This window comes from Streptomyces sp. NPDC086787 (genome assembly GCF_044745865.1).
Lineage (GTDB): Bacteria > Actinomycetota > Actinomycetes > Streptomycetales > Streptomycetaceae > Streptomyces.
Map to the genome: position 1 here is coordinate 519,193 of NZ_JBIVBC010000003.1, position 22,958 is coordinate 542,150.

General features: G+C 72.2%; 20 protein-coding genes. 10 read left to right on the plus strand and 10 right to left on the minus strand.

Going from position 1 to position 22,958, the window contains the following annotated elements; genetic code table 11:
* Positions 1-46: 46 nt before the first annotated feature.
* Complete coding sequence (locus ACIPK3_RS11985) at positions 47-1,639, plus strand: MDR family MFS transporter (RefSeq protein WP_402568592.1); 1,593 nt, start codon at positions 47-49, stop codon at positions 1,637-1,639.
* Positions 1,640-1,762: 123 nt separating this feature from the next.
* On the opposite strand, the gene cseC is transcribed toward ACIPK3_RS11985, so the two are convergent.
* The 5 genes from cseC to ACIPK3_RS12010 form a co-directional block, all read right to left on the minus strand.
* Complete coding sequence (gene cseC / locus ACIPK3_RS11990; RefSeq protein ID WP_402568593.1) at positions 1,763-3,106, minus strand: two-component system sensor histidine kinase CseC; 1,344 nt, start codon at positions 3,104-3,106, stop codon at positions 1,763-1,765.
* 10 nt (positions 3,107-3,116) lie between these two features.
* On the minus strand, positions 3,117-3,821 hold the full coding sequence (cseB, locus tag ACIPK3_RS11995) for a two-component system response regulator CseB (protein WP_402568595.1): 705 nt from the start codon (positions 3,819-3,821) through the stop codon (positions 3,117-3,119).
* 102 nt (positions 3,822-3,923) lie between these two features.
* Positions 3,924-4,601: a hypothetical protein gene (locus ACIPK3_RS12000; protein ID WP_402568597.1), complete on the minus strand. Its 678-nt coding sequence runs from the start codon at positions 4,599-4,601 to the stop codon at positions 3,924-3,926.
* Complete coding sequence (locus tag ACIPK3_RS12005; RefSeq protein ID WP_402568598.1) at positions 4,589-5,128, minus strand: SigE family RNA polymerase sigma factor; 540 nt, start codon at positions 5,126-5,128, stop codon at positions 4,589-4,591. The genes ACIPK3_RS12000 and ACIPK3_RS12005 overlap by 13 nt, the downstream gene beginning before the upstream one ends.
* 270 nt (positions 5,129-5,398) lie before the next feature.
* Complete coding sequence (locus tag ACIPK3_RS12010) at positions 5,399-6,274, minus strand: A/G-specific adenine glycosylase (protein WP_402568600.1); 876 nt, start codon at positions 6,272-6,274, stop codon at positions 5,399-5,401.
* Positions 6,275-6,453: 179 nt separating this feature from the next.
* Here ACIPK3_RS12010 and ACIPK3_RS12015 point away from each other — a divergent pair, with 179 nt between their 5' ends.
* Complete coding sequence (locus tag ACIPK3_RS12015; RefSeq protein ID WP_402568602.1) at positions 6,454-7,317, plus strand: hypothetical protein; 864 nt, start codon at positions 6,454-6,456, stop codon at positions 7,315-7,317.
* Positions 7,318-7,359: 42 nt separating this feature from the next.
* Here the strand turns inward: ACIPK3_RS12015 and disA are convergent, their stop codons facing one another.
* Together disA and radA are read right to left on the minus strand one after the other, a co-directional pair.
* Entirely contained in the window at positions 7,360-8,484 is a 1,125-nt protein-coding gene (disA, locus tag ACIPK3_RS12020) for a DNA integrity scanning diadenylate cyclase DisA (RefSeq protein WP_402568604.1), read from the minus strand.
* 80 nt (positions 8,485-8,564) lie between these two features.
* The gene (gene radA / locus ACIPK3_RS12025; protein WP_402568606.1) at positions 8,565-9,974 is read right to left on the minus strand and encodes a DNA repair protein RadA; all 1,410 of its coding nucleotides are present in this window, start codon (positions 9,972-9,974) and stop codon (positions 8,565-8,567) included.
* Positions 9,975-10,194: 220 nt separating this feature from the next.
* On the opposite strand from radA, the gene ACIPK3_RS12030 reads away from it, so the two are divergent.
* A complete protein-coding gene (locus ACIPK3_RS12030; RefSeq protein WP_402568607.1) occupies positions 10,195-11,895 on the plus strand; it encodes a hypothetical protein in 1,701 nt (566 codons plus the stop codon).
* Positions 11,896-11,930: 35 nt separating this feature from the next.
* Here ACIPK3_RS12030 and ACIPK3_RS12035 read toward each other — a convergent pair whose 3' ends face one another.
* Positions 11,931-12,797, minus strand: coding sequence for a hypothetical protein (locus ACIPK3_RS12035; protein WP_402568609.1), 867 nt, complete (start codon positions 12,795-12,797; stop codon positions 11,931-11,933).
* A 71-nt stretch (positions 12,798-12,868) separates the two neighbouring features.
* On the opposite strand from ACIPK3_RS12035, the gene ACIPK3_RS12040 reads away from it, so the two are divergent.
* The 4 genes from ACIPK3_RS12040 (at position 12,869) to ilvD (ending at position 17,345) form a co-directional block, all read left to right on the plus strand.
* Positions 12,869-13,801 (plus strand): Ppx/GppA family phosphatase, encoded by a 933-nt coding sequence (locus tag ACIPK3_RS12040; protein WP_402568611.1) that lies wholly within the window; start codon positions 12,869-12,871, stop codon positions 13,799-13,801.
* A gap of 113 nt (positions 13,802-13,914) precedes the next feature.
* Positions 13,915-14,745, plus strand: a complete 831-nt coding sequence (locus ACIPK3_RS12045; protein WP_402568613.1) for a sugar phosphate isomerase/epimerase family protein — start codon at positions 13,915-13,917, stop codon at positions 14,743-14,745.
* On the plus strand, positions 14,742-15,368 hold the full coding sequence (locus ACIPK3_RS12050; RefSeq protein WP_402568614.1) for a TetR family transcriptional regulator: 627 nt from the start codon (positions 14,742-14,744) through the stop codon (positions 15,366-15,368). The genes ACIPK3_RS12045 and ACIPK3_RS12050 overlap by 4 nt, the downstream gene beginning before the upstream one ends.
* A 123-nt stretch (positions 15,369-15,491) precedes the next feature.
* Entirely contained in the window at positions 15,492-17,345 is a 1,854-nt protein-coding gene (gene ilvD / locus ACIPK3_RS12055) for a dihydroxy-acid dehydratase (RefSeq protein ID WP_402568616.1), read from the plus strand.
* 22 nt (positions 17,346-17,367) lie between these two features.
* Here ilvD and ACIPK3_RS12060 read toward each other — a convergent pair whose 3' ends face one another.
* Positions 17,368-19,524 carry a serine/threonine-protein kinase gene (locus ACIPK3_RS12060; RefSeq protein ID WP_402568618.1) on the minus strand — a complete coding sequence of 719 codons (2,157 nt, stop codon included), beginning with the start codon at positions 19,522-19,524 and terminating at the stop codon, positions 17,368-17,370.
* A gap of 217 nt (positions 19,525-19,741) precedes the next feature.
* Between ACIPK3_RS12060 and ACIPK3_RS12065 the strand changes: the two genes are divergently transcribed.
* The 3 genes from ACIPK3_RS12065 to ACIPK3_RS12075 all read left to right on the plus strand — a co-directional run bounded on the left by ACIPK3_RS12065 (position 19,742) and on the right by ACIPK3_RS12075 (position 21,432).
* Entirely contained in the window at positions 19,742-20,032 is a 291-nt protein-coding gene (locus ACIPK3_RS12065) for a hypothetical protein (RefSeq protein WP_402568620.1), read from the plus strand.
* A 55-nt stretch (positions 20,033-20,087) separates the two neighbouring features.
* On the plus strand, positions 20,088-20,558 hold the full coding sequence (locus tag ACIPK3_RS12070; RefSeq protein WP_402568622.1) for an EamA/RhaT family transporter: 471 nt from the start codon (positions 20,088-20,090) through the stop codon (positions 20,556-20,558).
* 100 nt (positions 20,559-20,658) lie between these two features.
* Positions 20,659-21,432, plus strand: coding sequence for a class I SAM-dependent methyltransferase (locus ACIPK3_RS12075; protein ID WP_402568624.1), 774 nt, complete (start codon positions 20,659-20,661; stop codon positions 21,430-21,432).
* Here ACIPK3_RS12075 and ACIPK3_RS12080 read toward each other — a convergent pair.
* On the minus strand, positions 21,396-22,829 hold the full coding sequence (locus ACIPK3_RS12080) for a SulP family inorganic anion transporter (protein WP_402568625.1): 1,434 nt from the start codon (positions 22,827-22,829) through the stop codon (positions 21,396-21,398). The genes ACIPK3_RS12075 and ACIPK3_RS12080 overlap by 37 nt on opposite strands.
* Positions 22,830-22,958: the final 129 nt, after the last annotated feature.

Sequence of the window (22,958 nt, forward strand, 5' to 3'; positions counted from 1 at the left end):
TAGCCGGGCGGCAAGTAAGTAGCGGTCGCTGGGGAGTGGGAAAAACATGGCGGACACGCAGTCGGCCCGGGCGGGCCGGGGGACAGCCGGAGAGCAGGACAAACCGCAGCGCAGTGTGCGCGTGGTGATCCTCGCTCTGATGATCGCGATGATGCTCGCGATGCTCGACAACATGATCGTGGGCACCGCGATGCCGACCATCGTCGGCGAACTGGGCGGGCTCGAGCACCTGTCCTGGGTGGTGACCGCCTACACACTGGCCACGGCCGCCGCCACCCCGATCTGGGGCAAGCTCGGTGACATGTACGGGCGCAAGGGCGCCTTCATGACCTCGATCGTGCTCTTCCTGATCGGTTCCGCGCTGAGCGGCATGGCCCAGAACATGGGCGAGCTGATCGGGTTCCGGGCCGTCCAGGGCCTCGGGGCCGGCGGTCTGATGGTCGGTGTCATGGCGATCATCGGCGACCTCGTTCCGCCGCGGGAGCGCGGCAAGTACCAGGGCATGATGGCGGGCGTCATGGCGCTCGCGATGATCGGCGGCCCGCTGGTCGGCGGCACCATCACCGACAACTGGGGCTGGCGCTGGTCCTTCTACATCAACCTGCCGCTCGGCGCCGTCGCGCTGCTGCTGATCAGCGCGGTGCTGCACCTGCCGAAGAAGCGGGCCGAGGCGCGCATCGACTACCTGGGCGCCGGGCTGCTGACCGTCGGTATCACCTCGATCGTGCTCGTGACCACCTGGGGCGGCACCGAGTACGCCTGGTCATCCGCGCGGATCATGGAACTGATCGCCCTCGGCCTCGTCGCGCTGACCGGCTTCGTGTTCTGGCAGACCAAGGCCGCCGAGCCGGTGCTGCCGCTGCACATCTTCCGCAGCCGCAACTTCACCCTGATGTCGGTCATCGGCTTCATCACCGGCTTCGTGATGTTCGGCGCCACCCTGTTCCTGCCGCTCTACCAGCAGTCCGTGCAGGGCGCCTCCGCGACCAACTCCGGTCTGCTGCTCCTGCCGATGCTCGGCGCGATGCTCGTGACCTCCATGGTCGCCGGGCGGGTCACCACCGACAGCGGCCGCTACAAGATCTTCCCGATCCTCGGTGGCGCCCTGATGATCGTCGGTCTGTATCTGCTGTCCCTGATGGACACCGACACCAGCCGCTTCACCTCCGGTCTGTACATGGCGGTCCTCGGACTCGGCATGGGCTGCCTGATGCAGGTCACCATGCTGGTCGCGCAGAACAGCGTGGAGATGAAGGACATGGGCGTCGCGTCCTCCTCGGCCACCCTGTTCCGCACGCTCGGCGCGTCCTTCGGCGTCGCCATCATGGGCGCGCTGTTCAACCACCGGGTCCAGGACGTGATGGCCGAGCGGGCCGGCGCCGGTGGCGCCAAGGTCACCGAGCAGTCCGCCCAGCTCGACGCGGCCCACCTGGCCAAGCTGCCGGCCGCGATCCGGGACGCGTACCAGCACGCGGTGTCCGCCGGTACCCACTCGGCGTTCCTGCTCGGTGCCGTGATCGCGGTGGCCGTGCTGATCGCATCGCTGTTCGTGAAGGAGGTCCCGCTCCGCGGCGGCGGCCAGAAGCCGTCGGACGGCGTGGCCGAGGCGACTCCGGCCCCCATCGCCGAAGCGGTCTGACGCCCCACGCAGGCCCCCTGCCCGACCGAAGGCCCCCGGCGCTGTCCGCCCCGGGGGCCTTCGGTTGTCGCGGCGCGCGAGCGCCGCTCAGGGGGTGCCGTGGCGCCAGGTCGCGGACACGGCCTACGGCAGCACCGGATAGCTGCCCGTCCTGGTCGGGGCGTGTTCCGGTAGCCACAGGACGGCCACCGCGCCCTCCGCCGGGACGTGTGGGGGCGAGCCCGGGGGGCGTACGTTGCGGAAGGTCAGGCGGGCGCCCAGGACGCGGGCCTGTCCGGCCGCGATCGTCAGTCCGAGGCCGTGGCCCTTTCCGGCGCGGTCCTTGCTGCCGGTACGGAAGCGGCTCGGTCCCTCGGCGAGCAGTTCCTCGGGGAAGCCGGGGCCGTGGTCGCGGACCCGGATGACCCGGCCCTCGACGGTGACCTCGATGGGCGGCCTGCCGTGGCGGGCGGCGTTGGTGAGCAGGTTGAACAGCACCCGCTCCAGGCGCCTCGGGTCGGTGGTGACCTCCGACTCGTGCACCACATGAACGGTGGCCGCCGGATCCTTGGCGGCCACGCGGCGGGTGACGAACTCGCCCAGCATGATGTCCTGCAACTCGGCCCGCTCCGAGGCGCCGTCGAGACGGGCCACCTCCAGGACGTCCTCGACGAGGGTGCGCATCGCCTTGGCCCGGTCCAGGACCAGCTCGGTGGGACGCCCGGGCGGCAGCAGTTCGGCCGCCGTGAGCAGTCCGGTCACCGGGGTGCGCAGCTCGTGTGCGATGTCGGCGGTGACCCGGCGCTCGGCGTCCAGCCGCTTCTGGAGGGTGTCGGCCATGGCGTCCACCGCGCGGGCCAGGTCGTCGGTCTCGTCCCGCACGACACCGCCGATGGCGTCCCGTACCCGGACGTCCGGCTCGCCGTTGGCGACCTGGTTCGCGGCGGCCGCGGCCTTGCGCAGCCGGCGCGACAGCTGCCCGCCGATGAGCACACCGAGCGCGCTGCCGCCGAGGACGACCGCGATCGAGCCGGCCACCAGAGCCTTGTCGAGGTCGGTCATCACGTCGCTGCTGCGGTCGGTGAAGTGGCTGTGCAGCGACAGGACGTGGCCGCCCTTGACCGGTACCGCCGCCCAGATGTCCGGTGACCCACCGCCGTGGTCGGCGACGAACGTCGCCCGTCGGCCGTCCCGGACCTTCTCGCGCAGCGCGGGAGGCAGATCCGGGTCGTCGGTCTCGACCCTCGGGAAGTTGGGCCGCCCGGACAGCTCGTAGTTGCGCTGGGCGAGCAGGAGGCGGTCGTCCGCGAGGTCGCGCGCGTTGTCCAGCATCGACACCCGGGCGGCGTTGTGCACGACCAGGCTGAGCGCGATCGCCACCAGTGCGCCGACCAGCGCGATGGCCGCGCTGAGTTTCCATCTGAGCCCGGTACGGATACCCGCGCGTGCCATGCGCCGGCGGACCGGTCGCCGTATGTACCCCCGCATGCCGTCCCGCTCAGGCCTTCAGCTTGTAGCCGAAGCCGCGGACCGTCTCGATCCGGTCCTGGCCGATCTTCGCGCGTAGCCGCTGCACATGAACGTCGACGACTCTGGTGTCCCCGCCCCAGCCGTAGTCCCACACGCGTTCGAGCAGCTTGTCACGGGAGAGCACCGTGCCCGGGGCCGAGGAGAACTCCAGGAGGAGCCGCATCTCGGTGGGAGTCAGCCCGACCGGCCGGCCCGCCCGGCGCACCTCCATGCCGTCGGTGTCGATCTCCAGCTCACCGAAGGTCAGCACTCCGCCGTCCATCGCCGAGGCGTCGGCGTCCGTGTGCGCGTCCTTGCCGGCGTGCCCGAAGCGGCGCAGCACCGCGCGGATCCGGGCGACCAGGACGGCACCGTCGAAGGGCTTGGTCACATAGTCGTCGGCGCCCGCCTCCAGGCCGAGGACGACGTCGATGGAGTCGGCCCGCGCCGAGAGCATGATCACCGGCACGGTCGACTCGTCGCGGATGCGCCGGCACAGGCTCACCCCGTCCAGGCCCGGGACCATCACGTCGAGGAGCGCGATGTCGGGGCGCCTGGCGCGGAACGCCTCCAGGCCCGACAGTCCGTCGGGCATCGCCGTGACCGCGAAGCCGTCCCGCTCCAGAGCGAGCTGGGTGGCCTCACGGATGACGTCGTCGTCCTCGACGAACAGGACATGGGTCTGATCTGCCATCCCGCTGCTCTCAGTCCTTGTGGTGCTGGGTCGTGGTGCTGGGTCTACGTGGTGCCGCGTCCACCGTCACTGGAGTGACGCGTCAAGCGTGTGTCCGGTTCACTACGGTCGGGTCGGTACGGGTGTCGGTACGGGTGTCGGTGCCGGGAGGCCGCCGTCCGCGTTGCCGTAGTCGGTGTGACGATACGTCTCGCGAACGAAATGGTCCTTGGCCCAGCCGAATGTGATCACGTTCTCGCCGGACGGGTCCGAGACCGGGTCGCCCTTGTCGTACACCTGCTGGGTCACGACCAGGCTGCTCCTGTCTATCTCCGCGTACACCGGGGACTCCTCGGTCTTGAAGACGTTCTCGTACCGGCCCTGCACCTTGCGGTACACATACGAGCCGACCCCCACCGCGTCGGCGCAGGTCAGCACGTTGACCACGAGGTCCTTCGAGGTGCCTCCGGTGAGATCGCCGTACGACACGTCGACAGGGTAGGCATCGCCGCACGGCGTCAGATACCGCTTCACCTCGGGCGAGACCTCCGGGTCGTGTCTGAGGAGGGAGACCGCGTCCACCGGCTTGTAGGCCTCCGACGGGCGGGCCGACGGTGAGGCCGCCACGCCCGCTCCGGCCACGGAGTTCCCCTTGGCCGGACCCTCGTCACGGGCGCCGGTGCCCCCGGTGCCACAGGCGGCCATGAAAAGGCCGAGGGCGGCGAGCACGGCCAGTGCCGTGATCGCCGCCTGGGAGGCCCGGTAAGCCGATGGGGGTCCCTCGTCGGTCAAGCCGCGCAACGCTCCCGCTCCTCACGCTCCAGCGCGCGTGCGTCCAGGTCGCGGGCCTCCAGCTCCTCGCGGAGCCGGGCGAGCGCCCGGTGCAGCGTGCTCTTGACCGTTCCGGCCGACATGCCGAGGGCGGCGGCCGTTTCCTCCGTGGACATCTGCTCCCAGTGTCGCAGCACCACGACGCTGCGCTGCTTCGGAGCCAGAACCTTCATGACGTCCATGAGGAGCGCGCGGTCGGCGTGCTGCTCCGTGGAGTCCTCCACACGGGCGTCCGGCAGCTGCTCGGTGGGGACCTCTTCCAGTTTTCGGGCCCGCCACCACTCGGTGCGCGTGTTGATCATCACGCGGCGCAGATAGGCGTCCGCGAGGCGCTTGTCCGCTATGCCGTCCCAGCGGCCGTACGTCCGGACCAGCGCCGTCTGGAGCAGGTCCTGTGCGTCGACCGGGTCCGGCACCAGCCGACGGGCGCTGCGCAGCAGCGCGTCCTGCCGGGTGCGGACATACTCCTCGAATTCGAGCACCTCGCCCTGCGCCATGATCAACATCCTCCCGTTCCCCGTGGGTACCCGGCCTCGTGCCGGTCGCGTTCTTCTCCCGGTTGGTCGTGCCGGGTACGAGGAAGAAGCTACGGAGCTGTTGTCACGACGCTGTGCGTAGCAGCCTGCGGCTAGCACTCGGCTGTCCGTCGGTTGTGTAACGGACGTGATTTCGGGGTAGGGAAGGCGGGCGTATTGTCCGTGTAAGTGGTTGTTTCAATGCGTCGAGTGCTGTGAAACAACCGACGGACTCTGTGACTTGGCCGTGCGTCAGCCCATCGGGAGCCGGTAGAGACCGCCGTGCAGCGGCTCCACCAGACCGTCCGCGACCAGCCCGTCCAGCGCGCGGGCGCGCTGCACCGGCTCGTGCCACACCCGCTCCAGCGCCGTTCTCGGCACCGGGGTGTGCGCCTCGCGCAGTACGGCGAGAAGCTTGCCGCGCACCTGACGGTCGGTACCGGCGTACGTCTGCCCGCGCCGCGGCGGCCCCTCGTGCTCCGGCTTGCCCGCCAGCCGCCAGGCGCACCGGTCGGAGATCGGGCAGCTCGCGCAGTTCTCGCTCTTCGCCGTGCACACCAGTGCGCCCAGCTCCATCGAGGCGGCGGCCCAGCGGGCGGCGGTCCCCTCGTCCTCCGGCAGCAGTTCGCGGGCGAGCCGGCGCTCCGCCGCGGTGGTGGCGTTCGGCGGGTACCGCACGCCGGTGACCGCACGGGCGAAGACCCGGCGCACATTGGTGTCCAGCACGGGGTGCCGCTGGCCGTAGGCGAAGGAGGCCACCGCGGCGGCCGTGTACTCGCCGATACCGGGCAGCGCGAGCAGCTGGGTGTGGTCCGTCGGTACGTCGCCGCCGTGCCGCTCCGTTATGGCGACCGCCGCGCCGTGCAGCCGCAGGGCACGGCGCGGATAGCCGAGCCGCCCCCAGGCGCGGACGGCCTCGCCGGGGGGCTCCTTCGCGAGGTCCGCGGGGCGGGGCCAGCGGGCCATCCACTGTTCGTAGACGGGCAGGACCCGGCTGACCGGGGTCTGCTGGAGCATGAACTCGCTGACCATCACACCCCAGGGGCCCGCCTCCGGGCGGCGCCAGGGGAGGTCGCGGGCGTGAGTGTCGAACCAGGCGATCACGGGGGTGTGGAGCTTCTCAGTCATGGCCCTCCCGATCCTGCCACGGGAACGGCGGGCAGGGTCCGTGGCGGCGCCGGGCCGAGCGGGCGGGACGCGAAGGGTGGCCCCGCGAAGGGCAGTTGCCGGAATGATGATCCGGAAAAGTTGGCGGCGGGCGGCGGGTGACGTGAGCAAGTGCACGGATCTCTCGTACAGTTTGCGCCGTGGGATCACTGCGCAATCCGGTCGGGCCGCTTCCCTCCTCCATCTACTGGCGTCGGAGGGTCGTCATGCTGTCGGCGCTCGGCGTGCTGGCGCTGCTGATCGCCTGGATCGCGACGGCGGGCGGCGGGGGCGGCGGGAGAAAGTCCGACGAGTCGGACGGCAAGAATCCCGCGTCCACGATCACACCCGGACCGTCCGCGACCGAGTCCGGGATCAGCCAACACCCCGGCGGGCGCGACGAGTCGGGCTCCGGAGGATCGGACGGCTCCGGGGGTTCCGGGGGCGACTCCGGTGCCGGTGACGGCGGCGGTGACGGCAAGGGCTCGTCGGGCGGCAGCGGTTCGGGCGGCGGTTCCGGCTCCGGGTCGGGCACCGGCTCGGGTTCGGGGTCGGGTTCCGGCGGGGCCGCGGACGGTACGGTCGTCGGCGCGGGCGCTGCCCTGCCGGCCTCCTCCAGCCTGCCCGACTGCACTTCCGGTGCGGTCCGGTTGAGCCTGCGCAGTCTGCAGAACTCGTACTCGCCGGAACAGACGCCGGCCTTCGAACTCACAGCGAAGAACTCGTCGTCGAGCGACTGCAAGATCGATCTGGGTCCGAAGAGCGCGGTGTTGACGATCACCGGGGCGGACGCCGACGACGCCTACTGGTCCTCCGCCGACTGCCCGAAGAGCACCGCCAGCCGGCTGTACCGGGTGGCGGCGGGCAGCGGCATCACCTACACGGTCAAATGGGACCGCAAGCCGAGCGCCCCGGAGTGCGCCACCCCCAAGCCCGGTTCGGCAGGCGCCGGAACCTACCTCCTGGAGGCGAAGTCCCGGGGCTTCAAGGTCGCACCGGCGTCGTTCGTACTGGACGCGGACTGACCGTTTCCGGCGCCTCCGGGGGTGTGGGGCGCCGGGGCGGTGTCAGACGTAGCGTTCCAGGATGGACGACTCGGCCAGGCGGGACAGGCCCTCCCGCACGCTGCGGGCGCGGGCCTCGCCCACGCCGTCGACGGTCTGGAGGTCGTCCACGCTGGCGGCGAGGAGCTTCTGGAGGCCGCCGAAGTGTTCCACGAGGCGGTCGATGATCGCGTTCGGCAGCCTCGGCACCTTGGCCAGCAGGCGGAAGCCGCGCGGTGACACCGCGGAGTCGAGCGCCTCGGGGGAGCCGGTGTAACCGAGGGCACGGGCCACCGTGGGCATCTCGAGCAGCTCGGCGTGGCTGAGCGCGTCCAGCTCGGACAGCGCCTCGTCCACCGTGCGGGAACGCTTGGCGGTCGGCTCGGGGACATAGTCCCGGACCACCAGCTCACGCTCCGGCTCCACGCCCGCGATCAACTCGTCCAGCTGGAGCGCCAGCAGACGGCCGTCCGTGCCCAGTTCGACCACGTATTCGGCGATCTCGGTGGCGATGCGGCGCACCATCTCCAGCCGCTGCGCGACCGCGGACACATCGCGGACCGTCACCAGGTCCTCGATCTCCAGCGCCGAAAGCGTCCCCGCGACCTCGTCCAGCCGGAGCTTGTAGCGCTCCAGCGTGGCCAGGGCCTGGTTGGCACGGGACAGGATCGCCGCCGAGTCCTCCAGGACCCGCCGCTGACCGTCCACGTACAGCGCGATCAGCCGCATCGACTGGGAGACGGACACCACCGGGAAACCGACCTGCTTGCTGACCCGGTCCGCAGTGCGGTGCCGGGTGCCGGTCTCCTCCGTGGGGATCGTCGGATCCGGGACCAGCTGGACCCCGGCCCGCAGGATCTTCGACAGGTCCGCGGAGAGCACGATGCCGCCGTCCAGCTTGCACAGCTCCCGCAGGCGCGTCGCCGCGAACTCGACGTCCAGCACGAAACCGCCGGTGCACATCGCCTCGACGGTCTTGTCCGAGCCCAGCACGATCAGACCGCCGGTGTTGCCGCGCAGAACCCTCTCCAGGCCGTCCCGCAGGGCCGTGCCGGGTGCCACCGCGCTCAGCGAGGCGCGCATCAGGCCATCGGAACCGGCACTCCCAGTGGATTTTCCGGGAGCCGCTGCCCGGTCATTGGCTGCCACTGCACTCCTCCGGTCGCAGGTTCGGGCACGCTCCCGTGCGCGCACTCGGTTCGTACGGACGGGCGAGACCAGGGCAAAGTCTACCGGCGGTCCTCGGACTCCCGTGGGGCCTCTCGCCGACGGGAGCGGGGAAGGACCCTGAGCGCGTCCCCCATGTCGGCCACTTCCAGTACCTTCATGCCGGTCGGAACCTTGCCCGGATCACTCGGCACGAGCGCGTGTGTGAAGCCCAGCCGGTGCGCCTCGGCGAGCCTGCGCTGCACACCGGTGACCCGTCTGACCTCGCCCGCGAGACCGACCTCGCCGATCGCGACCAGGTTCTTCGGCAGCGGGGTGTCGCTCGCCGCGGAGGCGAGGGCGAGGGCGATCGCGAGGTCCGCGGCCGGCTCCGAGAGCTTCACACCGCCCACGGTCGCCGAGTAGATGTCCCGCTTGCCCAGCGCGCTGATCCTGCCGCGCTGCTCCAGCACCGCGAGCATCATCGAGACGCGCGAGGTCTCCAGGCCGGAGGTGGTGCGGCGGGGCGAGGGGATCTGGGAGTCGACGGTCAGCGCCTGCACCTCCGCCACCAGTGGGCGACGGCCCTCCAGGGTGACCGTCAGACAGGTGCCGGGCACCGGCTCGGCGCGCCGGGTGAGGAAGAGGCCGCTCGGGTCGGCGAGGCCCGTGATGCCTTCGTCGTGCAGCTCGAAGCAGCCGACCTCGTCCGTCGCGCCGTACCGGTTCTTGACGCCGCGCACCAGTCTGAGGCGCGCGTGCCGGTCGCCCTCGAAGTGCAGGACCACGTCCACGAGGTGTTCGAGCAGCCGGGGACCGGCGATGGCGCCGTCCTTGGTGACGTGGCCCACAAGGAGCGTGGACATGCCCCGCTCCTTGGAGGCGCGGATCAGCGCCCCCGCCACCTCCCGCACCTGGGCCATGCCGCCCGGCGCCCCGTCGATCTCGGGGGAGGCGACCGTCTGCACCGAGTCCAGGATCAGCAGGGACGGCTTCACCGCGTCCAGATGGCCGAGCACGGCCGCGAGATCCGTCTCCGCCGCGAGATACAGGTGGTCGTCGAGCGCCTTGATGCGGTCCGCGCGCAGCCGCACCTGGCTCGCCGACTCCTCGCCGGTCACATAGAGCGTGGGGTGCTCCGCGCTCGCGGACTTCGCCGCCACGTCGAGCAGCAGTGTCGACTTGCCGACGCCGGGCTCGCCCGCCAGCAGCACCACCGCACCGGGCACCAGACCGCCCCCGAGCACCCGGTCCAGCTCCGGCACGCCGGTCGGGCGCGCGGTGGCCTGCCGGCCGTCGACCTGGCCGATGGGCAGCGCGGAGGAGGTGACGCGGCCCGGCGCCGTCGTCCGCACCGCGGGCGCGCCGTACTCCTCGACCGTCCCCCACGCCTGGCACTCGGGGCAGCGGCCGAGCCACTTGGCCGTCTGCCAGCCGCACTCCGTGCAGCGGTAGGACGGACGGTCCTTGGTGGTCTTGGTACGGGCAGCCATGCGGAAACCGTAGCCGCCGGCACTGACATCGCGGGTACCGGTTCGGACCGGACCGAGCCGCTCCGCCCGCCGGACCGGCACGCTCCCGGCCACGCGCCGTCACGAACCAGCCGCGGAACGAGGGGTTCCTGTCCCCTTATGAGGGATCGTTTCACCCGTACGGATTAAAACAGCTCAAGGTTCAAGAAGGGCCAGTCCACGGGCGCCTACGGTCGCACGGGTGATGAGCAGCAGTCCGGAGACCTCGACCCGCACGACCGGCGCGCACCGGGCGCGCCGGGAGGCGCGTGACCGTGCCGCAGCGCGCGCGGTGGCCCAGCGGCCGGCGGCGCGCTACGAGCCGTACCTGGACGGCCTGTTCACCTATTGCCTGTCGGTGCTGTGCGACCACGACGCGGCGACCGCCGCGCTGGGCGACGTCCTCGCGCTGGCCGAGCGGCGCGGACAGCGCGTCCCGGACGCGGACGGGGACCGCCGGGCCTGGCTGTACGCGCTGGCCCGCTGGGCCTGCCTGCGCAAGCTCGCCGAGGCCAAGCAGAAACGTCAGGCCACGCACGCGACGGGCCGCCCGGGCACCGCGAGGAGCACCGAGCCCTCGCCCGCCGACGAGGCCCAGGAACGGCGCCGCAGCGAACTCGCCCTGCTCGCCTGGCCGGAGGCCGCCGGGACCACCCCGGAGCAGCGCGAGGCACTCGAACTCGCCGTACGACACCACCTCGCCGCCCACGAGGTCGCCGCCGTACTCGGCATGGACCAGGCCCTCGCCCGCGAGCTGCTGTCCTCCGCCGCCTGCGAGGTGGAGCGCACACGCGCCGCCCTCGCCGTGGTCGAGACCGGCGGCTGCCCCGGCGTGGCCCTGCTCACGGGCGACCACCAGCTGGTCCTCAGCTCCGCCGTACGGCGTGAACTGGTACGGCACGTCGACGACTGCCCGCGCTGCCGCCGGGCCGCCGAGCACGCGGTACCGGGCCGCTGGCCCGGCGCCAGTGTCACGCCCGCCGAACTGCCCGTCCTGGAGGCGCCGCGCGCGGCCCTGCACGCCGCCCTGGCGCACCACTCGCGTGCGCGGGGCACCGCGCTGCCGCGCTTCGACCGGCGCGGCTTCCCCATGGATCCCAAGGACCGAGCCGCCCGCCGCGACCGGCTGCGCGCGCGTGCCGTCACGACGACCGTCGTCGCCACCGTCGTCGCCGCCCCGGTGTTCGCCCTGTGGGCCGCCTACCGCGGCTCGCCCGCCGAGGGCGAGCAGGACGGCCGGGGTCCCAGCGCCAGCCGCATGGACGGCCCCGGCGGGCTCCGCGGCGACCCGGCCGGAGACTACGAGAACGCCGGGAACACCGGCGTCGGACCCGGCGTGCGGCACGGCAGGGGCGGGAAGTCCGATGTGTCCGTCGAGGTCATCAGCGTCGCCGGGGCCGGTGACAAGGGTGCGGCCCGGCTCACCGTGTCGGCCCGCACCAGCGGCGACACCACCCTGATCACCCTCACCGCCGCGGGCCCGGAACCGGTCCGCTGGTCGGTCGCCACCTCTGCCGCCTGGCTGCGGCTCAGCCGGTCGGGGGGAACGCTCCGGCCCGGGGACTCGGTGACGGTCAGCGTGTACGTCGACCGGCTGCGCGAGCCGAGCGGGCACTGGAGCGCCAAGGTGGCGGTGTCCCCGGCAGGCGCCGTCGTCTCCATCGACGGGTACGGCCCCGTGCCCACCGGTCCGACGGTCCCGGACACCCGGCCCCCGACCGCCGACCCGGACCCGGACCCGGCCCCCACGTCCGCCGACCCCACCGACCCGGCCACGCCCACGGACCCGCCGTCCGCCGACCCGACCCCCACACCCACCGACCCGACCCCGACCGACCCGGCGCCGCCCACCAGCCCGCCGACGGACGGCGGGAGCGACACCCCCACTCCCTCGGGGGGATAGTGCGGACAGGCCGGGGGACAGGCGGGTGCGGACGGTCAGTCGGCCTTGCGCACCGGATCCGCCGGGTGCGGCGCCAGCAGCGGCAGCGCGGACGCCAGCCGCTCCTCGCACAGTTCGACGAGCCGGTCGTAGCCGGCCTTGCCCATCAACTCGATCAGCTCGGGCCGGTAGGAGACGTACACGGGATCGCCCGCCCCGTGCGCGGACGTCGCCGACGTGCACCACCAGTGCAGGTCGTGGCCGCCCGGACCCCAGCCGCGGCGGTCGTACTCACCGATGGAGATCTGGAGCACCCGCGTGTCGTCGGGCCGGTCGATCCAGTCGAAGGTGCGGCGCACCGGCAGCTGCCAGCAGACGTCCGGCTTGGTCTCCAGCGGCTCGCGTCCCTCCCGCAGGGCCAGGATGTGCAGCGAGCAGCCCGCGCCGCCCGCGAAACCCGGCCGGTTCTGGAAGATGCACGACCCCTGGAAGGGGCGGGTCTGACGGGAGCCCTCGTCGTCCTCGGAGACCCAGCCGTGCCGCACGCCCTCGTCGTGGTTCTGCCAGATGTCCGGTGTGAGCCTCGCGACGTGTCCGGCGACCCGCTTCTCGTCGTCGTCATCGGAGAAGTGCGCGCCCAGGGTGCAGCACCCGTCGTCCGCGCGGCCCGCCTGGATTCCCTGGCAGCCGCTGCCGAAGACGCAGTTCCAGCGAGAGGTCAGCCAGGTCAGGTCGCACCGGAAGACCTGCTCGTCGTCCGCCGGATCGGGGAACTCCACCCATGCGCGGGCGAAGTCCAGTCCCTTCTCGTCGGCCTCCGACCCAGCCTTCGGTTTCTTCGCCGGTTTCGGCGCTTTCACCTGTGAAGAACCGCTGGAGGATTTGGCGTCCTTGTGGTCCTTCGCCTTTTTCGTCTTTGGCACTCGTCCAGGGTATGTCGCCCAGGGGTGCTCCGGGGACGGCCCCGGTCCGGGGTGGCAGTAGCGTTTCGTACATGAGACTCGGTGTCCTCGACGTGGGATCCAACACGGTGCACCTGCTGGTGGTGGACGCGCACCCCGGTGCGCGCCCGCTGCCCGCGCACTCGCACAAGGCGGAGTTGCGGCTCGCGCAACTCCTCGACGAGGACGGGGCCATCGGGCCCGCAGGGGTCGACAAGCTGGTCGGCGTCGTGCACGAGGCGCTCCAGGCGGCCGAGGACAAGGGCGTCGAAGAACTGCTGCCCTTCGCCACCTCCGCGGTCCGCGAGGCCACCAACGCCGACGACGTCCTCGCGCGCGTGCGTACCGAGACCGGCGTCGAACTCCAGGTCCTCAGCGGTGCCGAGGAGGCCCGGCTGACCTTTCTCGCCGTCCGCCGCTGGTTCGGCTGGTCGGCGGGAAAGCTGCTGGTCCTGGACATCGGCGGCGGCTCCCTGGAGATCGCGTACGGCATCGACGAGGAGCCGGACGCCGCGGTGTCGCTGCCGCTGGGCGCGGGCCGGCTGACCGCCGGCTGGCTGCCCGGGGACCCGCCCGGCGCGGAGCCGATAAGGGCGCTGCGCCGCCATGTGCGGGCCGAGATCGCCCGCACGGTGGGGGAGTTCGCCCGGTTCGGCGCCCCCGACCACGTGGTCGCCACCTCCAAGACCTTCAAGCAGCTGGCCCGTATCGCGGGCGCCGCCCGCTCCGGCGACGGCCTCTACGTCCAGCGTGAGCTCAAGCGCGTGTCCCTGGAGGCCTGGGTGCCCCGGCTGGCCGGTATGACCGCCGTCCAGCGCGCCGAACTGCCCGGCGTCTCCGAGGGCCGCTCCGGCCAGCTCCTCGCGGGTGCCCTGGTGGCCGAGGCGGCGATGGACCTGTTCGGCGTGGAGAACCTGGAAGTCTGCCCCTGGGCCCTGCGTGAGGGCGTCATCCTGCGGCGCCTGGACCACATGGGACCGGCGTAGGGCCCGACCGGGCAACGCGCGGGGCGCACCGGCCCACCGCGGGCAATGGCGAACCTCACAACGGCGAACAGTCACCCCGCTCCGCGCCGTGGACACCCCGTAATCTGTCCCCCGTGGCAGAACCAAGGGACGTTGTCCGCATTCCGGATGCGAAGGTCGCCCTGTCGACGGCCTCCGTCTACCCGGAGTCGACGGCGACGGCCTTCGAGATCGCCGCGCGCCTCGGGTACGACGGGGTCGAGGTGATGGTGTGGACCGACCCGGTCAGCCAGGACGTCGAGGCGCTGCGCCGGCTCAGCGACTACCACCGCATCCCGATCCTGGCCGTGCACGCCCCCTGTCTGCTGATCACCCAGCGCGTGTGGTCCACGGACCCCTGGGTCAAGCTCCAGCGCGCCCGCGCCGCCGCCGAGAAGCTCGGCGCGAGCACCGTCGTGGTGCACCCGCCGTTCCGCTGGCAGCGGCAGTACGCCCGTGACTTCGTCGCCGGGATCTGGCGCATGGCGAACGAGACGGAAGTGCGCTTCGCCGTCGAGAACATGTACCCGTGGCGCTACCGGGACCGCGAGATGCTCGCCTACGCCCCCGACTGGGACGTGACCAAGGACGACTACCGCCACTTCACGATCGACCTCAGCCACACGGCGACGGCCCGCACGGACGCCCTCCAGATGATCGACCGCATGGGCGACCGCCTCGGACATGTGCATCTGGCCGACGGCAACGGTTCGGCGAAGGACGAGCACCTGGTCCCCGGCCGTGGCACCCAGCCCTGCGCCGACCTGCTGGAGCGGCTCGCCCACACCGGTTTCGGCGGCCATGTCGTCATCGAGGTCAACACCCGGCGGGCCATGTCCAGCGCCGAGCGCGAGGCCGACCTCGCCGAGGCGCTGGCCTTCACCCGCCTGCACCTGGCCTCCGCGGTGAGGGTGCCCCGGCCGTGAGCAGCACGAGCGAACCCGCCGCCGTACCCCCCAGGCGCGGCCGCGGCCGCCCCCCGCGCGGGGAGTCCACCGACACCCGTGACCGCATCCTGACCGCGGCCCGTGAGGAGTTCTCCGAGCGCGGCTACGAGAAGACCTCCGTACGCGGCATCGCCAAGGCCGCCGGAGTGGACTCGGCCCTGGTGCACCACTACTTCGGCACCAAGGAGCAGGTGTTCGAGGCGGCCATCGAGGTCGCCTTCGCCCCCGCGTTCAACGCCCCCGGCGCGGTCGCGGACGGCCCGCTCGACGGGGTCGGCGAGCGGCTCACCCGCTTCATCTTCGGTATCTGGGAGAACCCCACCACGCGTACGCCCCTGCTGGCGATCGTCCGCTCCGCGGTCAACAACGACACCGCGGCCGCCGTCTTCCGCCGGCTGATCGGTGCCCAGCTGCTGCGCCGGGTCGCCGCCCAGGTGGAACGGGAGGACGCGGAGCTGCGCGCCGAGCTGGCGGCGGCACAGCTGGTGGGGTGCGCGATGCTGCGGTACGTGATCAAGGTGGAGCCGCTGGCCTCGGCGGATCTGGAGCAGATCGTGGCCCGGGTGGCGCCGGTGGTCCAGGGCCATCTCACGGCGCCCTGACCACTCTCCGCGAGACACACGTCCCGCATTTCGGACACCGTGTCCCGAGCCCTGGATGACCGGCGTACGCTCGTTGGCACATCAGAAGTCTCTCTGATCGCAGTCTCTGAAGGAGCGAGCGAGATGCCCGAGCTGAGGTCCCGTACCGTCACCCACGGCCGCAACATGGCGGGCGCCCGCGCCCTTATGCGCGCCTCGGGTGTACCCGGTGCGGACATCGGCCGGAAGCCGGTCATCGCGGTCGCCAACAGCTTCACCGAGTTCGTGCCGGGCCACACCCACCTCCAGCCGGTCGGCAGGATCGTCAGCGAGGCGATCAAGGAGGCGGGCGGCATCCCGCGCGAGTTCAACACCATCGCGGTGGACGACGGCATCGCCATGGGCCACGGCGGCATGCTGTACTCGCTGCCCTCCCGGGACCTGATCGCGGACTCGGTCGAGTACATGGTCGAGGCCCACTGCGCCGACGCCCTGGTCTGCATCTCCAACTGCGACAAGATCACCCCGGGCATGCTGATGGCCGCGCTGCGCCTGAACATCCCGGCGGTGTTCGTCTCCGGCGGCCCCATGGAGGCCGGCCGTGCCACGCTCGTCGACGGCACGGTCCGCACCCTCGACCTGGTCGACGCGATCTCCGACGCGGTGAACGACAAGATCTCCGACGAGGACATCCTCCGAATCGAGGAGAACGCCTGTCCGACCTGCGGCAGCTGTTCCGGCATGTTCACCGCCAACTCGATGAACTGCCTGACCGAGGCCATCGGCCTCTCCCTGCCCGGCAACGGCTCGGTCCTCGCCACCCACACCGCACGCAAGCGCCTCTACACCGACGCGGCCCGCACGGTCATGGACATCACCCGCCGCTACTACGAGCAGGACGACGAGACGGTCCTGCCCCGCTCCGTCGCCACCTTCGCGGCCTTCGAGAACGCGATGGCCCTCGACATCGCGATGGGCGGCTCCACCAACACGATCCTGCACCTGCTGGCGGCCGCCCAGGAGGCGGGCGTCCCCTTCGGCCTCGAACAGATCGACGCGGTCTCCCGCCGGGTGCCCTGCCTGGCGAAGGTCGCCCCGAACGTCGCGAAGACCCGCACGTACTACATGGAGGACGTGCACCGGGCCGGCGGTATCCCCGCCCTGCTCGGCGAGCTGCACCGCGGCGGCCTGCTGAACGAGGACGTGCACTCCGTGCACAGCCCGTCCCTGGCCGACTGGCTGAAGACCTGGGACGTGCGCGGCGGCTCCCCGTCCGCCGACGCGGTCGAGCTGTGGCACGCGGCCCCGGGCTGCGTCCGCTCGGCGGAGGCCTTCTCGCAGTCGGAGCGCTGGGAGGCGCTGGACGAGGACGCGGCGGAGGGCTGCATCCGCAGTGTCGAGCACGCCTACTCCAAGGACGGCGGCCTCGCGGTCCTCCGCGGCAACCTGGCGGTCGACGGCTGCGTGGTCAAGACGGCCGGCGTGGACGAGTCGATCTGGACCTTCGAGGGACCGGCTGTGGTCTGCGAGTCGCAGGAGGAGGCCGTCGAGAAGATCCTGAACAAGCGGATCACCGACGGCGACGTGGTCGTCATCCGCTACGAGGGCCCCAAGGGCGGCCCCGGCATGCAGGAGATGCTCTACCCGACGTCCTTCCTCAAGGGCCGCGGCCTGGGCAAGACCTGCGCGCTGATCACCGACGGCCGCTTCTCGGGCGGCACCTCCGGGCTCTCGATCGGCCACGCGTCCCCCGAGGCGGCCTCCGGCGGCACGATCGCCCTGGTCGAGGACGGCGACCGGATCCGCATCGACATCCCGGGCCGCACCATCGAACTGCTCGTCGACGACGCCGAACTCGCGCGCCGCGAGCGGGCACTGGGCGGGGTGTACGCGCCGGGCAACCGCGACCGCAAGGTCACGGCCGCCCTGCGGGCCTACGCCGCCATGGCGACCAGCGCCGACAAGGGCGCCGTGCGCGACGTGAGCAAGCTGGGCTGACCCGGGCGGCCCGCGCGGCGGCTCACCAGGCCGACGGGTCCCGCCCGTCCACGGCGATCATCGAACCGTCGGGGCCGGCGCCGTACACATGGCCGTGGGCCACCAGCGGGGTCGGCATCGTGGCGGGCAGCGTGTCCGAGTCCGTGGCGAGGCGCGGCGTGGTCTGTCCGAGCAGGTGCCCGCTGCGGGCGTCGGCGGCGAGGAGCCGTCCGTCGGCGGCCGTGATGTACACATGGGAGCGGTCGGCCGCCGGAATCGAGGCGTTGGTGACGGACGTCTCCAGGAGCCACAGCCGTCGCCCGGTGGTCAGGTCGAACGCCTCCAGCGCGCCGCCGTCCGAAAAGAGGTGGACGATCCCGCCGTGCACGCCCGCCTGGGGAGCCGAGCGGGCGATGGGCAGCGCGATACGGCGCGAGCTCTTCGAACCCGGGGTGTAGCGCACGATCGCGGTCGTGTTCCCGGTCGCCCAGTTGGTGGACAGCAGCACCAGCGAGCCGTCCGAACTGCCCACCGGATTCAGGTCCCCCGCCAGCCGCGCCGTCCAGCGCACGTCGCCGGAGGCCGGATCCAGGGCCGTGACCCGGGTGTGCGTGCCCCCCGCGGAGACGGTGGTCGCGTAGACCAGCGGATCGCCGGCGAAGGTGGCCAGGTAGGGGAACTCGGGGGCGGCGGGCCGGTGCTTCCACTTCGTCCTGGCGGTGGCGGTGGAGAAGCCCGTGACGGATCCGTCGCTGTCGGCGGCGAGGACCATGTCGCCGGCCGCCACCATCAGCCCGGACACGGGCACGTGCCACGTCCACCGGGTACGGCCCGACGCCGGATCCAGCGCCACGACCCGACTCCCGCCGTCCGCGGGCACCACCAGCAGCCCGCCCGCCAGCGCCGGTGCCGAGCTGACGCGCTCGTCGGACAGGGGCCGCCGCCATCGCACGCTGCCGTCGGCCGCGTCGAGCGCGTAGGCGAGCCCGGAGCGGTAGCACAGCAACGCCTCCGCGCCGTAGACGCATTGAGGCATGTCCGCGCCCTTGCGGACGGCCTTGGCCTGCCACGGGTGGAACGCCGCCGCGGTGTCGCCGACGTCCTTTGCGGCGGGCATGGGCGTACGGTCGTGGTCGCCGAGCCACTGCACCGAGCCGAACACACCGCCCAGCACCACCGCGACCGCTCCCGCGGCCAGCGCCGCACGTCTCCGCAGCCGCCTCGGCGTACGGGCGCCGCCGGGCTCCCCGGCGTCCGGCGCGGCCTGCGCCCCGGACTCCGCCGCGCTCTCCTGGGGCGATTCCTTGGGTGATTCCTGGTGGGGCGCGTCCCCCTCCCACCGCACCGGCACGAACGCCTGCGTGTCGTACGAGGCCGCCATCGAGCGCAGCTCCCGCACGATCTCGTCCGGTGTCGGCCGCTCCTCGGGCTCCTTGGCCAGGCAGCGCAGCAGCAGCGGCGCCAGGTCGCCGGGCACGCCCGTCAGATCGGGCTCGTCGTGCACGACCTGGTAGGCGACGATGTAGGGGCTGTCGGAGCCGAACGGTCCACGCCCGGTCGCCGCGTGCACCATCACCGAGCCGAGCGCGAAGATGTCGGCGGCGGGTCCCACCTCGCGCGGCCGCCGGAACTGCTCGGGAGCCATGAACGGCGGGGTACCGATCAGCTTGCCGGTCTCGGTGCGCAGTTCGCTGTCGTTGGGCCGGGAGATGCCGAAGTCGATGACCTTCGAGCCGTCGTCGGCGAGCAGCACGTTGCTCGGCTTGAGGTCCCGGTGCACGACCCCCGCCCGGTGGATGTCACGCAGCGCCTCCGCGAGCCCGGCCATCAGGAGGCGCAGTCGCGCGGGCGGCATCGCGCCGTTCCGCTTGACGTGGTCGGCGAGCGTGGGCCCGGGGATGAAAAGCGTGGCCATCCAGGGCCGATCGGCCTCGGGGTCGGCGTCCACGACGGGCGCGGTGAAGGCTCCGCTCACCTTCCGGGCGGCCGCCACCTCCTGCCGGAAGCGGTCCCTGAACTCACGGTCCTTGGCGAGTTCGGCGTGCACGACCTTCACGGCGAGCTTGAGCCCCGAGGTGCTCCGGGCCAGGTGCACCACACCCATACCGCCCGAACCCAGCCGTGACTCCAGCCGGTAGTGACCGGCGTATTCGGGAAGTTCCGCTTCCGCTTCGGAGCCGGTGTTCCTGTGCCGTGCCATGGAACCCCCCGTACCGATCGTCCTCACCTGCCGCGCGACGCAGGGAGCCTAGTCGATGACGCGTGCGAGACAGAGGCGGCGTGCCCGTTCGTGCGTACGAATCGCGACCGTGTGCTTTCGTTTCCGACCGAACTTTTGGCCGAATTTCCAGCCGAAAGGGAACCGGCGAGGACCCGTGCGCCGTCCCCCTCATGGAGTGCAACGGGGGGAGTACACCATGTCAGTCGACCGTGCCCAGGCGGCCGCGAACACCACTGCCACGAACACCTACGTGACCGCGCCGGGCGTCACCGTGAACGTCCGCAGCGGTCCCGGCACCAGCTTCAGCGTCGTCCGCTCCCTGCCGGGCGGCAGCCACGTCACGATCCGCTGCCAGACCACGGGCACGACGGTGACCGGCCCGTACGGCACCTCGAAGATCTGGGACTGCATAGGCAACGGCCAGTACGTCTCGGACACCTACGTGCACACGGGCAGCGACGGCTTCGTCGCCTCCCGCTGCTCCTGACCCGGTACGCAACCCCGTACGGAGCGGGCGGGGAGCGCGGAGCCATAATCGTCCCGTGAGCGACGAACCCGGCCCCCGCCCCGAGCCCCTGCGATTCTTCGGCACGTCCTGGGTGGACCACGACGACCGCTACCCGGCCCGCCGGGCCGGCGTGGCCGTCGGCTCGCTCGCGGCGGCCGTCGTCTCCGCCCTCGTCCTGCGCCTCGCCTACCAGGGGCTTCAGATCGCGGACACCGGCTCCTTCGTGAACGTGCTGGTGGTGACGATGTTCACGGTCTGCAGCGCGCTCGCATTCCGCAACACGTGGGACGGCTTCGGCAGACGACTCGACCCCGACCGCCAGGCCTCGCTGCGCGGGCTGCTGGCCATCGGCTTCGTCGGGTCGCTCCTCGCCTACTTCGTCCGCTCCCTCACCGAGGCCCCGGGCGAGAAGCTGCACCGCGAGGAGTACGAGCAGGCGCGCGAGGAGTACACCCGCCGCACGGCACGTCGCACGGGCAACCCCGCGCGGAAGCGGCGCGGGTAGCAGCGGGCGCCGCCCGGGGCGGGGGCGGTCCGGGCGGGGCGTGGCCGGGTCGTCGTAAATCCCCTGTCGCCACCGTCTCCGCGCCCGCCACCATGGCTCCATGACCACGACCCCCTCCCAGGCAGCCCGGGCCCACTCCTTCAACGGCGCCGCGGCCCAGTACGCCGCCAACCGCCCCTCCTATCCGCCGGCCCTCCTCGACGCCGTCGAGGAACTCTCCGCGCGCCCCCTCGAAGGCGCCCGGGTCGTGGACGTGGGCGCCGGTACCGGTATCGCCACGGCGCTGCTGCGCGCGCGGGGCGCCGACGTGCTGGCGGTGGAGCCCGGCGACGGCATGGCGGCCGAGTTCCGCCGGGTCCTGCCCGAGGTCCCGATCGTGCGGGGCAGCGGCGACGCCCTGCCGCTGGCCGACGCGAGCGCCGACCTCCTCACCTACGCCCAGGCCTGGCACTGGACGGACCCGGCCCGTTCGGTGCCGGAGGCGCTGCGCGTACTGCGCCCGGGCGGCGCGCTGGCGCTGTGGTGGAACACCGATGCCGCGGACGTCGAGTGGATCACCGAGGCCGCCGCGCGGGCCGGCCGGTTCTTCGGCCTCGACCTCGCCGCCGAGAAGCGCGCGGCCGCCGACCGGACCGGCCTCGCCGACCCCAGCGGCCGGCTGCGGTTCACCCGCCGCACGGTCCGCTGGAGCCGCCGGGTGCCCGTCGCCACCCATCTCGCCAACGTGGGCAGCCACTCGGCCTTCCTCGTCACCTCCGAGGAGCGCCGGACCGCCTTCCTCGAAGAAGAGCGCGCCCACCTGCTGAAGGTCTTCCCGGACGGCTTGGTCGAGGAGACCTACGACGTGCTGCTGCTGGTCGCCACGAACACCTGATCGCGCGCGGCGGCCCACCCCTCCAGAGCCGCCGCGCACGCCCGGTCCACATACCCGAGGCCGCCCAGTTCAAGGCGCACCTTCCGGCCGTGCGGCACCTCCTCCAGCGCGTCCAGCAGCTTCGGCAGCCGCAGGAACGTCGCGTGCCCACGCACCCGTACGACGATCCCCGCCTCCCCGCGGTCCTCGCTCTCCACGTGCACATGGCTGATCTCCCACGCCGTCTTCGCCACCGACAGCGCGATCCCGACCAACACCCCTTCGAAGAGGTTCCCGACGACGATCACGCCCGCCGTCACCCCGAGCACCACGACCTCTCCACGGTGCCCGTGCCACAGTCCACGCAGCTCCCGCACCGGGACGAGCTTGCAGCCCGCGTGCACCAGCAGCCCGGCCAGCGCCGCCACCGGAACCGCCCCGAGCACCCCGGGAAACAGGGCCGCGAACACCACCAGCCACACCCCGTGCAGCACCCGGGACGCCTTGGTACGCGCCCCGGCCTGCACGTTCGCCGCGCTCCGCACGATCACCGCGGTCATCGGCAGCGCGCCCAACAACCCGCACACCGTGTTGCCCGCTCCCTGTGCGATCAGCTCCTTGTCGTAGTCCGTGCGCGGACCGCGGTGCATACGGTCCACGGCCGCCGCACTGAACAGGGACTCGGCCGACGCGATCAGCGCGAAGGCGACGACGGTCCCGAGCACGCCCACTTCCGTCAGCCGGCCGAAGTCCGCCGGTTGCGGCAGCCGTACCGCCGCGAGCACGCCGTGCACCTCGACCCGCCGCACGTCCAGGTCGAACACCCAGGTCACCACCGTGGCGCCCGCCACCGCCACCAGTGGCGCGGGCGCCAGCCGGGCACCTTGCCGCCAGCGCGGCCACAGCAGCAGTACGGCGATGGTGGCCGCGCCCACCGCCAGCGCCACCGGCTCCACCCGCCCCGGCAGCGACACCAGCCCGGCGATCTTGCCGAGTCCGCCCGCCGGGGCGGTCGCGTCCCCGAGTGCGTACACCTGACCGGCCACCAGCACCAGCCCGATCCCGGCGAGCATCCCGTGCACGACCGCCACCGACACCGCCCGGAACCACCGCCCGAGCCGCAGCATCCCGAGCCCCACCTGCACCAGCCCGGCGGCGAGCACCAGCACCCCCAGCGCCTCGACCCCGTACTCCCGCACGGCCTCGTACACGAGCACCGTCAGCCCGGCGGCGGGCCCGCTGACCTGAAGGCTGCTGCCCGGCAGGGCGCCGACCAGCAACCCGCCCACCATCCCGGTGACCAGCCCCAGTTCGGCCGGGACACCGGAGGCCAGCGCCACACCCACACACAGGGGCACGGCGACGAGGAACACGACGAGAGACGCGAACAGATCTGCCTTGCCTACGACACGGCGCATGACGAGAGCACCTCCGATGACGAGGGAACACGAGCCCACGGGGGCGGTGAATGGCACTGAAACCCATTGTCGGTAAGGGGGGTCGAGGCCGTGCCGGATTCCTGTGGGCAGCCCGTGAAGGCGGAAGCA